Origin of the sequence: Pseudomonas marginalis (genome assembly GCF_001645105.1) — a bacterium.
Classification (GTDB): domain Bacteria; phylum Pseudomonadota; class Gammaproteobacteria; order Pseudomonadales; family Pseudomonadaceae; genus Aquipseudomonas; species Aquipseudomonas petroselini.
The window spans coordinates 51,590-63,849 of the sequence record NZ_LKEG01000047.1 but is presented as its reverse complement, the minus strand read 5'-3'; the positions used below and the strand labels follow the sequence as shown (position 1 = coordinate 63,849).

The 12,260-nt window shown below is 61.0% G+C and carries 14 protein-coding genes; 8 read left to right on the top strand and 6 right to left on the bottom strand.

Annotated features, from left to right (window positions below; all coding sequences use genetic code 11):
- Positions 1 to 590: 590 nt before the first annotated feature.
- Both AO064_RS20905 and AO064_RS20900 read right to left on the bottom strand, forming a co-directional pair.
- Complete coding sequence (locus tag AO064_RS20905; RefSeq protein ID WP_046036226.1) at positions 591 to 863, bottom strand: hypothetical protein; 273 nt, start codon at positions 861 to 863, stop codon at positions 591 to 593.
- A 16-nt stretch (positions 864 to 879) separates the two neighbouring features.
- Positions 880 to 1,122: a DUF6555 family protein gene (locus AO064_RS20900; protein ID WP_064054525.1), complete on the bottom strand. Its 243-nt coding sequence runs from the start codon at positions 1,120 to 1,122 to the stop codon at positions 880 to 882.
- Between the two features lie 117 nt (positions 1,123 to 1,239).
- Here AO064_RS20900 and AO064_RS20895 point away from each other — a divergent pair, with 117 nt between their 5' ends.
- The 3 genes from AO064_RS20895 to AO064_RS20890 all read left to right on the top strand — a co-directional run bounded on the left by AO064_RS20895 (position 1,240) and on the right by AO064_RS20890 (position 3,258).
- Positions 1,240 to 2,004, top strand: a complete 765-nt coding sequence (locus AO064_RS20895; RefSeq protein WP_046036228.1) for an AraC family transcriptional regulator — start codon at positions 1,240 to 1,242, stop codon at positions 2,002 to 2,004.
- Between the two features lie 90 nt (positions 2,005 to 2,094).
- Positions 2,095 to 2,268, top strand: coding sequence for a DUF1427 family protein (locus AO064_RS30420; RefSeq protein ID WP_012723684.1), 174 nt, complete (start codon positions 2,095 to 2,097; stop codon positions 2,266 to 2,268).
- 30 nt (positions 2,269 to 2,298) lie between these two features.
- Positions 2,299 to 3,258, top strand: coding sequence for a quinone oxidoreductase family protein (locus AO064_RS20890; protein WP_064054524.1), 960 nt, complete (start codon positions 2,299 to 2,301; stop codon positions 3,256 to 3,258).
- A 49-nt stretch (positions 3,259 to 3,307) separates the two neighbouring features.
- Here AO064_RS20890 and AO064_RS20885 read toward each other — a convergent pair whose 3' ends face one another.
- From AO064_RS20885 to AO064_RS20875, 3 genes are all read right to left on the bottom strand, one after another.
- Positions 3,308 to 4,351: a purine-nucleoside phosphorylase gene (locus AO064_RS20885; RefSeq protein ID WP_064054523.1), complete on the bottom strand. Its 1,044-nt coding sequence runs from the start codon at positions 4,349 to 4,351 to the stop codon at positions 3,308 to 3,310.
- 14 nt (positions 4,352 to 4,365) lie between these two features.
- Positions 4,366 to 5,313, bottom strand: a complete 948-nt coding sequence (locus AO064_RS20880; RefSeq protein ID WP_046036232.1) for a nucleoside-specific channel-forming protein Tsx — start codon at positions 5,311 to 5,313, stop codon at positions 4,366 to 4,368.
- Positions 5,314 to 5,468: 155 nt separating this feature from the next.
- Positions 5,469 to 6,407 (bottom strand): AraC family transcriptional regulator, encoded by a 939-nt coding sequence (locus AO064_RS20875; protein ID WP_012723688.1) that lies wholly within the window; start codon positions 6,405 to 6,407, stop codon positions 5,469 to 5,471.
- A gap of 210 nt (positions 6,408 to 6,617) precedes the next feature.
- On the opposite strand from AO064_RS20875, the gene AO064_RS20870 reads away from it, so the two are divergent.
- Positions 6,618 to 7,928 (top strand): ABC transporter substrate-binding protein, encoded by a 1,311-nt coding sequence (locus AO064_RS20870; protein ID WP_064054522.1) that lies wholly within the window; start codon positions 6,618 to 6,620, stop codon positions 7,926 to 7,928.
- A gap of 19 nt (positions 7,929 to 7,947) precedes the next feature.
- Complete coding sequence (locus AO064_RS20865) at positions 7,948 to 8,721, top strand: L-iditol 2-dehydrogenase (RefSeq protein ID WP_064054521.1); 774 nt, start codon at positions 7,948 to 7,950, stop codon at positions 8,719 to 8,721.
- A 6-nt stretch (positions 8,722 to 8,727) separates the two neighbouring features.
- On the opposite strand, the gene AO064_RS20860 is transcribed toward AO064_RS20865, so the two are convergent.
- The gene (locus AO064_RS20860; RefSeq protein ID WP_012723691.1) at positions 8,728 to 9,420 is read right to left on the bottom strand and encodes an NUDIX hydrolase; all 693 of its coding nucleotides are present in this window, start codon (positions 9,418 to 9,420) and stop codon (positions 8,728 to 8,730) included.
- Positions 9,421 to 9,566: 146 nt separating this feature from the next.
- Here AO064_RS20860 and AO064_RS20855 point away from each other — a divergent pair, with 146 nt between their 5' ends.
- Genes AO064_RS20855 through nadE form a run of 3 tightly spaced genes read left to right on the top strand, consistent with a single transcriptional unit; the run spans position 9,567 to position 12,254 of the window.
- Positions 9,567 to 10,214, top strand: a complete 648-nt coding sequence (locus AO064_RS20855) for a nicotinamidase (protein ID WP_046036236.1) — start codon at positions 9,567 to 9,569, stop codon at positions 10,212 to 10,214.
- Positions 10,215 to 10,225: 11 nt separating this feature from the next.
- Positions 10,226 to 11,443 (top strand): nicotinate phosphoribosyltransferase, encoded by a 1,218-nt coding sequence (gene pncB / locus AO064_RS20850; protein ID WP_064054520.1) that lies wholly within the window; start codon positions 10,226 to 10,228, stop codon positions 11,441 to 11,443.
- 1 nt (position 11,444) lies between these two features.
- Positions 11,445 to 12,254, top strand: a complete 810-nt coding sequence (nadE, locus tag AO064_RS20845) for an ammonia-dependent NAD(+) synthetase (protein WP_064054519.1) — start codon at positions 11,445 to 11,447, stop codon at positions 12,252 to 12,254.
- Positions 12,255 to 12,260 lie beyond the last annotated feature (6 nt).

The following is a 12,260-nucleotide window of genomic DNA, read 5'->3' as shown; positions in this document are numbered from 1 at the left end:
TTACTTTTGGCGCTCTTCCAAAAGTGACCCGCTGTAAGAGCGGAACCATAAGCCGCCGTTACCTAAATAACGGATATGTACCCTGTCTGATCCAACATCGAGGCCAGCTGTCAGGCCGCCACGGGAGCAAGCTCCCTTGCCACAGGTCCAGCGCCATACCCAGAGTGGTGTAGATACAGATGCCCCGATGGGGCTGAATCAGTCATCTGATGAATTGACTGACACACCGCTATCGGGGGCAAGCCCCCTCCCACATTTGGATCGCGGTCTAACCGTTAGATGGCGGTGGGCTGTCAGGCAGCCGGCGGGAGCAAGCTCCCTCGCCACAGGTCCTGCGCCATAGCCAGAATTGTGTAGATATAGATGCCTCGACGATGGCGCTGAATCAGTCACCTGATGAATTGACTGACACACCGCTATCGGGAGCAAGCCCCCTCCCACATTTGGATCGTGGTCTAACCGTTAGATGGCGGTGGGCTGTCAGGCAGCCGGCGGGAGCAAGCTCCCTCGCCACAGGTCCAGCGCCATACCCAGAGCGGTGTAGATACCTATGGCCATGGAGCTCCCACAGGTAAGCTGCGGTTTATTGCCTATTGGGTTTCCAGTTCAAGCCGCAAGCTATGGTCAGACAGGTGCTGGCTATCCTTCACCACTGCACGAGTACGCCGCCCCTCCAGCGCAAACACCACGGTCTGCGCCGCGTGCAGATCGTCCGGCAAAGGCTGGAACACCTTCAGCACAGTCCCGCCAGCTCGCCGTTGCACGCTCACTTGGCACTCGACATGCTTGGCCATGGGCCCAAAAAGCGTTTCCTGGGTGTAATCAATGCGCGCCTTGCCATTGACCGGTATGGATAAATTCATGTTTGTCACTCCCTGATCAAGCCTGGGCGCGCGCGTCCGAGCGGCGCCATTGTACGTGGGTAATACCGAACTTTTCGGCTTGCTGCTGGCTGGTCTTCTTGACTTGTTCGCGGGCGAACCGACCGATACGGCCCACCCCTGCGTCACAGCTTGCCCAGTGCCAGGCTTCTGCTGCATCGAGCTTTTCCAGGCGAATGATGAAGGACTTGGGTTCACCGTGCAGGCAGTAGTCGATCACAAATAGTTTTGCGTTATTCATTGGTCCATTAACCCTCCATGTATAAACAAGTGATCGTCCCGTGCCGCAAAAATTCACTCGGATTCTCCAGCGGTGGTCATTACCATGGCGACTCTCCCTTGATTGATGTGCATCCCCATGGCCCTGGCCGCGCCCCCCGACCTCAGTGATCACGCCGTTCCCGTACAGCCCTTGGCGCGTACCTACCCGCGTGGGCTGTACGTGGAGCCGCATAGCCACGAATGGGGCCAGTTGCTCTATGCCATGAGCGGCGTGATGTGGGTCGAGACGCCCCGTGAAGCCCTGGTGGTGCCGCCTCAGCGTGCGGTGTGGCTGCCGCCGGGGGTGGAACATGGGATCCGCGTGGTGTCGGATTTGCAGATGCGCAATATCTACTTGCGACCAGCATTGGCAGCGACGCTGGACAGCCAGGTGCAGGTGATTGAGGTGGGAGGGCTGCTCCGCGAGTTGATCGTCACGCTGGTGGACGAGGGCGACAACGGTGAGGCGGCGTACTACGACGCGGTGGTCAGCCTGGCCTTGCTGGAGCTGCAACGGGCGCGCCGCTCGCCGATCCGCATCGCCATGCCGGTTGAGGCTGACCGCCGACTGATCAATGTCTGCCAAGCGGTCATGGCCGCGCCCTCCCTGGAGATACCTTTTGAGCAACATGCCGAAACCGCTGGTGCCAGCGTGCGCACCCTGGCGCGGTTGTTCCAGCACAACCTGGGCATGGGCTTCGCCGAGTGGCGTCGCCAGGTGCAACTGGCCACGGCGGTGGCGGAATTGATCCAGGGCCAGTCGGTCAGCGGGATTGCCCGCTCGCTCGGCTATTCACCCAGCAGCTTCAGCGACATGTTCCGCCGCGAACTCGGCGTGGCGCCCTCGCACTACGCCGGTTGAACGGATGGCCGAAATCCTGAAGCACTTGGCCGATGCTTCAGGAATCGCCTCTCTACACTGAGCGCCTCTCACCACACGGCGCTGCTCACCATGAACTATCTGATTTCCCTCGCCATCGGCCTGTTTGTTGGCGTGATCTATGGTGCCCTGGATTTCCGCTCGCCCGCGCCCCCGGCCATCGCCTTGATAGGCCTGATGGGCATGCTGCTGGGCGAAAAGCTCTGGCCCATGGGCCGGCAGCTGGTGGGCACCTGGTTGTCTTGACCTCCTTTTTTTCTTCGATGGATATTGGCCATGAAAGCACTGCAATTTACTGCCACCGGCGATCTCGCCGCCCTCGGCTTTGTCGACGTCGCCACCCCGGTGCCGGCCGCGGGTGAAGTGCTGGTACAGATCAAGGCCGCGGGCCTCAACCCCAGCGACGTCAAGAACGTGCTCGGCCGCTTCCCCTACACCACCTTGCCACGCATTCCCGGCCGCGACTTTGCCGGTGTCGTCGTGGAGGGGCCACAGGAACTGGTGGGTCAGGAAGTCTGGGGCACCGGCCGCGACCTGGGGTTCTTTGCCGACGGTTCCCACGCCCAGTACCTCACCGTGTCGGCCAAGGGTGTGGCGCATAAACCCACCCACCTGAGTTTTGCCCAGGCCGCGAGCCTCGGCGTACCGTACACCACCGCCTGGGACGCGCTTGAGCGTAGCGGGGTGACCCAGGGCACGCGCTTGTTGGTGATTGGCGCCAATGGCGCGGTGGGCAGCGCGACCCTGGCCTTGGCGAAAATCCGCGGCGCCCAAGTGCTGGCCGCCGTGCGTCGACCGGAGCAGGTTGAAGTCTTGCAAGCGCAGGGCTTCGAGGCGATTGCCCTGGGCACGTCGGAAGAACTGGGTGCGCAGGTGAATGCCGTGTTCAAGGGCGGCGCCGATGTGATCTTCGACACCACCGGTTTCTGGCTGCCGGCGGCCGTGGCGGGCCTGGCGCCGTTCGGTCGTATCGCGATTATCGCGGCACCGGTGGACGGTCATGTGCAACTGCCGGCCCTGGCCCTGTATCGCAAGGGCGGCTCGGTGGTGGGGATCAATTCGCTGCTCTACAACGGCGAGCAATGCGCGGTGATGCTGGAACAGTTCGGGCGCTTCTTTGATGAAGGCTTGCTGCCGTTGCCGACGGGCTTGCGTGAAGTCGCGTTGGCAAATGGCGTGGAGTGTTACGAAGAAGTGAACCAGGGCAGCCCCGACAAAATCATCTTCCTGCCCTGACACGGTGAAATGTGGGAGGGGGCTTGCTCCTCCCACCTGTCGATCTCCATCAAGCTTCGGGAACACCTTTCTCCCAGGCCGACCAGTTCTTCAGGATCGCCTGTATCAACGGGTTGCCCGTGCGGTACAGGTTCTCCAGCGCTGGCACGAAGCCGCCTTGATCGGCGTATTTCAGCAGGTTGTCCACTTCGCTGTAGCCAGGGTAAGGGCGGTCGAAGTCCGAGCCGGCACGTACCACCGCCAGGCGCTGGATATCCACCAAGCCTTCGCGGCTGGCGCGCAGCAACGCTTCATAGGTGGAGTTGTCTTCCTGTTGGGTGGTGCAGTATTCACCTTTGTTGTCGGTCAGCAGCTTGGTCCAGACTTCGGCACGTTCGCTGAGGCGTGTGCCGGAGAACCAGGTATTGCCGGCCAGGGTGTCGCAGCGGGTCACCTGCGGCGGTTGGTTGGCAGGGGCGGCGGGGTAGTGCTTGCGCCAGGCGCTGGATTCCTTGCTTTCCGTCAGCTCGACGTTGTGCGACAAGGCGAAGGCCTTGGCCTGCAATTTTGGATTCAGCTCAAACACTTCGGTCTTGTAGTCCAACGGTGGTTTTTCGTTGGGGCCCTTGGTGTTGATGCCGATATAGCCGGTCGGCCAATCCTTGGGCGCGTCCCGTGAGTCCAGCTCCCACTGGGTGCCGAACTCCACCAGGTAATGCGCCCAGGCGGCCGTGCCGATAGTGCCATGCTTGGGGTTGATCCCGGCGATCCCGGCGATCAGGAAGTAGCTCTGGCGCAGGTCGAACTTGGGCGACAGCGCCAATGCCAGCGTGGACGCGGCGGCATTGGTCTGGCCCATGCCCGTCACCAGCAGGCACACGTCCTGGGTGTTGCAGCGGATCACCGGGTATTCGGCGGACAGCCCTGGTACACGCACTTCCTGCTTGAGTTCCAGGCGATCGATCCAGGTTTGCGCCTCGGGGGCGAACATGGTGATCAGCATCACCTTGGGTTTGATCGGCGCAGGCGTATTCGCCAGCACCACGTGGGGCAGCAGCGCCAGGCCGACAGCCATCGAGAAGCCGGTAACAGAGCGACGGGTAAATGCTTTCATCTATAGCTCCTTGATCAGAATTGGTAGCCCACGCCGGCGTAATAACCCCAGCCGTCCGAGCGGGCGCGGAAGTTGCCTTCGCCGAAATTCAACTCGCTGCCGTCTTCCCAGTTGCCGCCGTTATGGAAGTAACGGCCGACCAGGGTGAACCGCAGGTGGGTAAACGAATACAGCAGCACGTTGGTGGCCACCACGGAATTGGCGGTGCGCGCCGGGTTGTCCTTGTGCAGGTCCGAGCCGAAATCGTAGTTGGTGAAGCCGATATAGGTCAGTGAGGCGCCGTTGTCGAATTTGCCGATGGGCACGATGTACTTCATTTGCGCGCGGTAACCGTCCCAGGAATATTCATTGCTGGCACCATAGTTTTCCCACTGGTAACGCCCGTAGAAGTTGGCCGACAGGTTGACCCGCGAGTGGGTGTCAATGTCGGTGCCGAGGCCGCTGTACAGGGTGTTGGCGCGATTTTCCTTATTGCTGCCGTGGTCGTAGATCCAGTCGAACGCGACATACCATTCCTTGAACGGCCCGATGGCGAGGCTGCGGCCTGCGAGGTAGTCGATGGAGATACGTGGCTCATGCTCCATGAACACGGGCGAGCCATGGTCCCACACGCCTTTGTCATTGCTGTTGCCGATGGTGAGGATCTTCGGCACGTCGATATAGCCGTACAGCTCGAAGGGCCCTTTGCGGCCGAAGTATTCGTACTCCAGGTAGATATCATCCTGCGGCTTGGGGCCGAAGCTGATGTCTTTGCTGCCGATCAACGTCAGGTCCTGGTTGAACCAGTCCGACAGGTACACGCCTTTTTTTGCCGGGTTTGCCTCAGGGCTGAGCGTTTCGCCCTGTGCTGAGTCATCGACAGGTTTTTCCTGCGCCAAAATGGGAGCGCTGAGTACTCCCGTAACGGCAGCCAGTAGCAAGGAAACACCAAAGGGGGTAGGACGCCTTGAGGTGAAGTGCATTGAAAATCCCTATTCGTACGCGGTTTAGACCCGATGCTTCGGGGAGAGGTGAACTGGGTGGCCAAGTTCATACCGCAAACGTTTGCACAGGTTGTACCAACTTTGCTCAATCGATTGATCAGCCTGCAAAAAAACGGGATTAGTCGACCTTTTGGTCAGAATTGACTGGGTGTCATTTTTTCAATGCGCTGGAACAGGTGCATGGCTGTTTCCCGCCGATAGTCACTCGGTGTCTGGTTCATTTCGATCCGGAAGTGCCGATTGAAATTGGACAGGTTGGCGTAGCCCACTTCAAAGCAGATATCGGCCACCGACATATCACTTTGCAGCAACAGCCGGCAGGCGCGTTGCACGCGGAACTTGCGCATCAAGTCGATAAAACCGTGGCCGGTGTTGCGTTTGAAGAAACGCGAGAAGCCCGGTTCGCTCATGTCCAGTTGTTGTGCGATCACCGACAGGCGCACATCGCCCGTCAGCTCACGCATCAAATAGTCGAACGCCTTGTTGATGCGTTCGGCGCTGCGTGCGTCCAGGGTCGGCGCATAGCAGGGGCTGGCCAGGGCCTTGACCTGTTGCGTCGGCGCATTTTTCAGGCTGTCGAGCAGTTGCAGGAACAGGATCAACCGTTGCAGGCCCTGGGCGTTGCCGATGGCTTCCATCAAGTGCGCTGCCTTTACAGCGGCCTCGCCAATAAATTCCAGGCCACGACGGGCCTGTTCGAACAACGCCGAGAGGTCCCCGAGCTCCGGCAGGGTCTTGCGCAGGGCGAGGAGGGCGGCGCCGTCGAATTGCAGCACCACGTCGCGGCCGCTCAGGTATTCGCCGGGCGCCAGCTCACCGATCCAGTCGTGGGGCAGATCGGGGCCGATCAGTGCCACATGCCCGGCACTGAACGCACCAATGTAGTCGCCGGCCACCAGCTTGCCGTTGCCCTGGCGGATCAGGTGGATTTCGAATTCAGGGTGGTGGTTCCAGCGCGCCAGCTCATAGGGATAGTCGTGTTCGAACCAGCGAAAGCAATGATCCGGTTCGGGCAGGATCACTTCGAGTTCGGCGGGACGGTGTTCGAACAGTTGGGCGCGGCTGATGGGCATGGTAATGCCTCTTGTATGGGTGGAATCGCCTCAAAATACGCGGGTTGGCGATACCCGCGCTACCCCCGGTTTCGCTTGGCACTGATACTTTTTTAACTGACAGGCGACGGTTAAAAAAGTATCAGTCGAGCATCCGCCCTGCGTTTGTGAGGGCCTGGCCAAGCTGCTGTAATCGGCCCTCAACAACAAAAACAACAGGTGGAAACCGCTATGTTCAAGCTCCCGCAAGCGTTGTTCCTGCTTTCCGGCCTGGCAGTGGCCATGCCCGGCCAGGCTGCCGACACCGTCACCATCGCCACGGTCAACAACAGCGACATGATCCGCATGCAGCGCCTGTCCAAGGTGTTCGAAGCACAGCACCCGGACATCAAGCTCAACTGGGTGGTGCTGGAAGAAAACGTGCTGCGCCAGCGCCTCACCACCGATATCGCCACCCAGGGCGGGCAGTTCGACGTGCTGACCATCGGCACTTACGAAACCCCGCTCTGGGGCGCCAAGCACTGGTTGGAACCGCTGACCCAGCTGCCCGCCGATTACGACGCCGACGATATCTTCCCCTCGGTACGCCAAGGCCTGTCGGTCAATAACACCCTGTACGCCTTGCCGTTCTATGGCGAAAGCACCGTCACCTATTACCGCACCGACCTGTTCAAGCAGGCAGGCTTGACTATGCCGTCGCATCCTACCTGGACCCAGCTCGGCGAGTTCGCCTCCAAGCTCACCGCCAAGGATAAGGACCAATACGGCATGTGCCTGCGCGGCAAGGCCGGTTGGGGCGAGAACATCGCCTTGCTGAGCACCATGGCCAACGCCTTTGGCGCACGCTGGTTTGACGAGCAGTGGAAGCCCGAGCTGACCAGTCCCGAGTGGACCGCCGCGGCCAATTTCTACGTCAACACCCTCAAGCAATACGGCCCGCCGGGCGTGTCCAGCAACGGCTTCAACGAAACCCTCGCGCTGTTCAACAGCGGCAAATGCGCGATCTGGGTCGATGCCAGCGTGGCCGGTTCCTTCACCACCGATAAAAGCCAGAGCAAGGTCGCCGACAGCGTCGGTTTTGCCGCCGCGCCGACCGAAGTCACTGATAAAGGCTCGTCATGGCTCTACGCCTGGTCCCTGGCGATCCCGGCCACGTCCAAGCACAAGGACGCCGCCAAGGCTTTTATCAGTTGGGCGACTTCCAAGGATTACATCCAACTGGTCGCCGACAAGGAAGGCATCACCAACGTACCGCCTGGCACCCGCCAGTCCACCTACAACGAGGCGTACCTGAAGGCCGCCCCGTTTGCCCAGGTGACCCTGGAAATGATGAAACACGCCGACCCCGCGCACCCATCGGCCAAGCCGGTGCCGTACGTGGGCATTCAATACGTGACGATCCCTGAGTTCCAGGCCATCGGCACCTCGGTCGGCAAGCTGTTCTCGGCGGCGCTGACCGGCGGCATGTCGGTTGACCAGGCCCTGCTGCAAGCGCAGTCCACCACCGAGCGCGAGATGAAACGCGGCGGTTATCCGAAGTGATTTTTGACGGGACATACCCATGAAACGACTGGAAGGTAAGAGCGCGCTGATCACCGGATCGGCGCGCGGTATCGGCCGCGCCTTCGCCCAGGCCTATATCGCCGAAGGCGCCACGGTAGCCATCGCCGATATCAACCTGCAAAGGGCCCAGGCCACAGCGGCTGAGCTGGGCCCACAAGCCTATGCGGTAGCCATGGACGTCACCGACCAAGCGTCCATCGACGGCGCGATTGCCGCCGTGGTGGCCCAGGCCGGCAAGCTGGATATTTTGATCAACAACGCGGCGCTGTTCGACCTGGCGCCCATCGTCGACATTACCCGTGACAGCTATGAACGGCTGTTCTCGATCAACGTCGCCGGCACGCTGTTCACCCTGCAGGCCGCCGCGCGGCAGATGATCAGCCAGGGCCACGGCGGCAAGATCATCAACATGGCCAGCCAGGCCGGGCGCCGGGGCGAGGCGCTGGTGGCGATCTACTGTGCGACCAAGGCAGCGGTGATCAGCCTGACGCAATCGGCGGGGCTGAACCTGATCAAGCAAGGCATCAACGTCAACGCCATCGCACCGGGCGTGGTGGATGGGGAACATTGGGATGGGGTGGACGCGTTGTTTGCCAAGCATGAGGGTCTGGCGCCCGGCGAGAAGAAAAAGCGGGTAGGGGATGAGGTGCCCTTTGGACGGATGGGCACGGCGGAAGATTTGACCGGGATGGCGATCTTCCTGGCCTCGCAGGAGGCCGACTATGTGGTGGCCCAGACCTACAACGTCGATGGCGGCAACTGGATGAATTGACGCCGCCTACTCGGCGAAACTTCGATCAAAGAAGTAAATGTCCCCAGGCTTCAGGTTTTCCACCGTCGCCTGGGGCCTGCCGCCTTCACCCTGCTTCTTGCGCCCCGTCTCCCGCAGATACCCCGCCTCGGTCAGCTTCAACATGCGCTGGCGAATACTGGTCTTCAACACCGGCCGTGCCAGCACGAGGGAAAAGATCGTGGTCGCCTCCGGCGCGCTGAATTCATTGCCCAGGAACATCAGCGGCAAGCTGCTGTACAGCGACTTTGAAAACAGGCGTTCCTGTACCGATGCCACGATCATGTTGTGATCGAACGGCAGCTTGATGCTGCCGTCCGCCACGGCATTCAGTGAATACCAGGCTTGATGCTCGCCGAGCGTCACCTCATCCGCCACGATCGCCAGGTAGTACGTGGACGACGACCAGCAGCGCGGGTCGCGAAACGCATCGCCCACCGTGCCGACTTGCTCGCTCCAGGCCAGTTCAAACCCCACCTTATCACTCGCCCGCAAGCGCTCCACCGCATCCTGGAGGCGCAGATCTTGCACGCCGCCGTTCACCACCACCCCCGGCAACGCCCAGTGCCCGGCGAACGGCTCGGCGTCGCGTTTGTTCAGCAGCAGCTTCAATTCGCCCGCGCGGCGGCAGTAGAACAGTACGCACAGGTCGACGGTGTGGAGGTAGGCGCTAAGCGGCATGTGAGCTCCTTGCGAATAACAATGGGGCACAGTCTAACGGATCAAACAGATATGTCATGTACTAACGCCAGGATAGATAACCAAATGTTTCTTGCAATGAAAGTACATGACGTGTACTTTTGTTTCCAGGCCACAGGAGAAACGCCATGACCCTCGCGAAAACCGCCATTGCTTCATTCGACGTCGACGCCCAGAAGAGCTTCACGCCACTGTGCCCCAACGAGTTGCCTGTGGCCGGCGGTGACCAGATCGGTGCCGAACTCAACTACATGGCCAGCCTCGCCGGCCATCGCGTCGGCAGCAAGGACGCCCACACCCCGCACGCTCCCTGGGTGGTGTCGCAGCACAGCGAGATGCTGCAACCCACCGGCCTGGCTCATGCCGATGTGACCTGGGTGAGCCACTGCGTCCCCGGCACCGAAGGCTTCACCCTGCTGGACGCGTTGCCCACGCCCTATGACTACGATTACTTCATCTGGAAAGGCGTCGAACCCGACCTGCACCCCTACGGTGCCTGCTACCACGACCTGCACGACAAGCTGTCCACCGGCGTCATTGAGTACCTTAAGGCCCAGGGCGTCACCCGCGTGATCGTCGGCGGCCTGGCGCTGGACTACTGCGTCAAGACCACCGCGTTGCAACTGCTCAAGGCCGGCCTGGACGTGGTCCTGCACCTGCCGGCGTGCAGGGGCATCACGGAAGAGGGCGGCGTACGGGCCGTCAATGAATTGCTCAAGGCCGGTGCCGTCATCAGCAGCACCCGCGAAGAACTGGCCGCGATGGCCACGCGTTAAGGAGAGACACCATGGAAAGTGCATACGACTACGAGTCCCCGGTGATCCAGGGCTTGCTCGACACCGACTACTACACCTTCACCATGATGCAGGCCGTGTTGCACCAGCACCCGAATGTCGATGTCGAGTACAACTTCATCGTCCGTTCGAAGGAAAAACTCGGCCACCTGATCCCCGAGCTGCGCGGCGAACTTGAAAAAATGGCCGGCCTGCACATGCGTGAAGGCGAGCTGCGCTTTCTGTTCAACCCACGCTTTCGCGAATACCTCACCCCGGATTACGAGCGCTTCCTCGGTCTGTTCCGCTTCAACCTGCGCTATATCCACGTCAGTGAAGTCGACGGCCAGCTGAACATCCGCGTGGTCGGCCCGATGCTGCACTGCATCATGTTCGAACAGCCGGTACTGGCCCTGGTCAGCGAACTGCGCAACCGCGACAAATACCCTGACGTGACCCTCGAAGACGTCACCCGCAAGCTGTACCAGAAGTTCGACTGGCTGGAGAAAAACCTCAGCCGCGATGAACTGGCCGACTTGCGCGTCTCCGACTTCTCCACGCGCCGGCGCCTGTCGTTCAAGGCCCAGCGTGAAGTGGTCGACATCATGCGTCGCGACTTCCCCGGCCAGTTCGTCGGCACCAGCAACGCACACCTGGCCTACGAATTCGACCTGCCGCTGATCGGCACCATGGCCCACCAATGGCTGATGGTGCACCAGCAACTGGGCCGGCTGCGCGAAAGCCAGAATGCCGCGCTGGAAAACTGGGTGCGTGAATACCGTGGTCGCCTCGGGATCGCCCTGACCGACTGCATCAGCACCGACTTTTTCCTCAAGGACTTCGACCTGTACTTCGCCAAACTGTACGACGGTCTGCGCCAGGATTCCGGTGATCCCATCGCCTGGGCCGACAAGGTGCTCGCGCGCTACAAGCAATTGGGCATCGACCCGATGACCAAGGACCTGATGTTCTCCGACGGCCTGAACTTCGAGAAATGCCTGCCGATCCTGCGCCACGTGCGCGGCAAGGCCAAGTTCGGGTTCGGCATGGGCACCAGCCTGGCCTGCGATGTGGAAGGCGTCGAGCCGCTGAGCATCGTGATGAAACTGGTGCGGGTACACGGCGAACCGGTGGTGAAATTCTCCGATGACCCGGTCAAGAACGTCTGCGAAGACGCCTCGTTTTTGCAGTACGCAGCACAAGTGTTCAACGTTGGCAGTGTGGAGGTGTGACATGCAAGAACGTATCGCACGGGAACTGAACATCAACCGCGCGCTGGTCCAAGGCGGCGAGCCTGAGGAAATCCAACGGCGCATCGACTTCATCAAGGCCACCTTGCGCCACTCAGGCTGCAAGGCCCTGGTATTGGGCATCAGCGGCGGCGTGGACTCCCTCACTGCCGGCCGCCTGTGCCAACTGGCGGTACAGCAACTGCGCAGCGAGGCGTACGCCGCACGCTTTATCGCCATGCGCCTGCCCTACAAGACCCAGGCCGATGAACGCGACGCCCAGTCCTCCCTGGACTTCATCACCCCGGACCACATCGACACCCTGAACATCGCCGCCAGCGTCGACGGCCTTATGGCCAGCCTGGCCGCCACCGACGCCAGCGCCGAACACGTCGATTTCATCAAGGGAAACGTCAAGGCCCGCACCCGCATGATCGCGCAATACGCCGTGGCCAACCTGCACAACGGCCTGGTGGTTGGCACCGACCATGGCGCCGAAGCGCTGATGGGCTTTTTCACCAAGTTTGGCGACGGCGCCTGTGACCTGGCCCCGCTGTCGGGCCTGACCAAGACCCAAGTGCGCCTGTTGGCCAGCGCCCTCGGTGCCCCGGTCAACCTGGTGCATAAACACCCTACTGCCGATCTGGAAGAGTTGGTGCCCGGCAAGTTAGACGAACATGCGTATGGCTGCACCTATGCAGAGATCGACGCGTACCTGATGGGCGAGCCGGTGAGTGAGCGGGTGAAAGCGATTGTTGAGGGGGCCTATGCGAAAACAGCGCATAAGCGAGCGCTGCCTATCGTTCCTCATTAGACGCAT

Coding starts and splice junctions, on each gene's coding strand:
- AO064_RS30420 (WP_012723684.1), top strand. CDS start 2,095: ATGAACTATCTGATTTCCCTCGCCATCGGCCTGTTTGTTGGCGTGATC.
- pncB (WP_064054520.1), top strand. CDS start 10,226: ATGGAAAGTGCATACGACTACGAGTCCCCGGTGATCCAGGGCTTGCTC.
- AO064_RS20865 (WP_064054521.1), top strand. CDS start 7,948: ATGAAACGACTGGAAGGTAAGAGCGCGCTGATCACCGGATCGGCGCGC.
- AO064_RS20885 (WP_064054523.1), bottom strand. CDS start 4,351: ATGAAAGCATTTACCCGTCGCTCTGTTACCGGCTTCTCGATGGCTGTC.
- AO064_RS20875 (WP_012723688.1), bottom strand. CDS start 6,407: ATGCCCATCAGCCGCGCCCAACTGTTCGAACACCGTCCCGCCGAACTC.
- nadE (WP_064054519.1), top strand. CDS start 11,445: ATGCAAGAACGTATCGCACGGGAACTGAACATCAACCGCGCGCTGGTC.
- AO064_RS20905 (WP_046036226.1), bottom strand. CDS start 863: ATGAATTTATCCATACCGGTCAATGGCAAGGCGCGCATTGATTACACC.
- AO064_RS20860 (WP_012723691.1), bottom strand. CDS start 9,420: ATGCCGCTTAGCGCCTACCTCCACACCGTCGACCTGTGCGTACTGTTC.
- AO064_RS20900 (WP_064054525.1), bottom strand. CDS start 1,122: ATGAATAACGCAAAACTATTTGTGATCGACTACTGCCTGCACGGTGAA.
- AO064_RS20870 (WP_064054522.1), top strand. CDS start 6,618: ATGTTCAAGCTCCCGCAAGCGTTGTTCCTGCTTTCCGGCCTGGCAGTG.
- AO064_RS20855 (WP_046036236.1), top strand. CDS start 9,567: ATGACCCTCGCGAAAACCGCCATTGCTTCATTCGACGTCGACGCCCAG.
- AO064_RS20880 (WP_046036232.1), bottom strand. CDS start 5,313: ATGCACTTCACCTCAAGGCGTCCTACCCCCTTTGGTGTTTCCTTGCTA.
- AO064_RS20895 (WP_046036228.1), top strand. CDS start 1,240: ATGGCCCTGGCCGCGCCCCCCGACCTCAGTGATCACGCCGTTCCCGTA.
- AO064_RS20890 (WP_064054524.1), top strand. CDS start 2,299: ATGAAAGCACTGCAATTTACTGCCACCGGCGATCTCGCCGCCCTCGGC.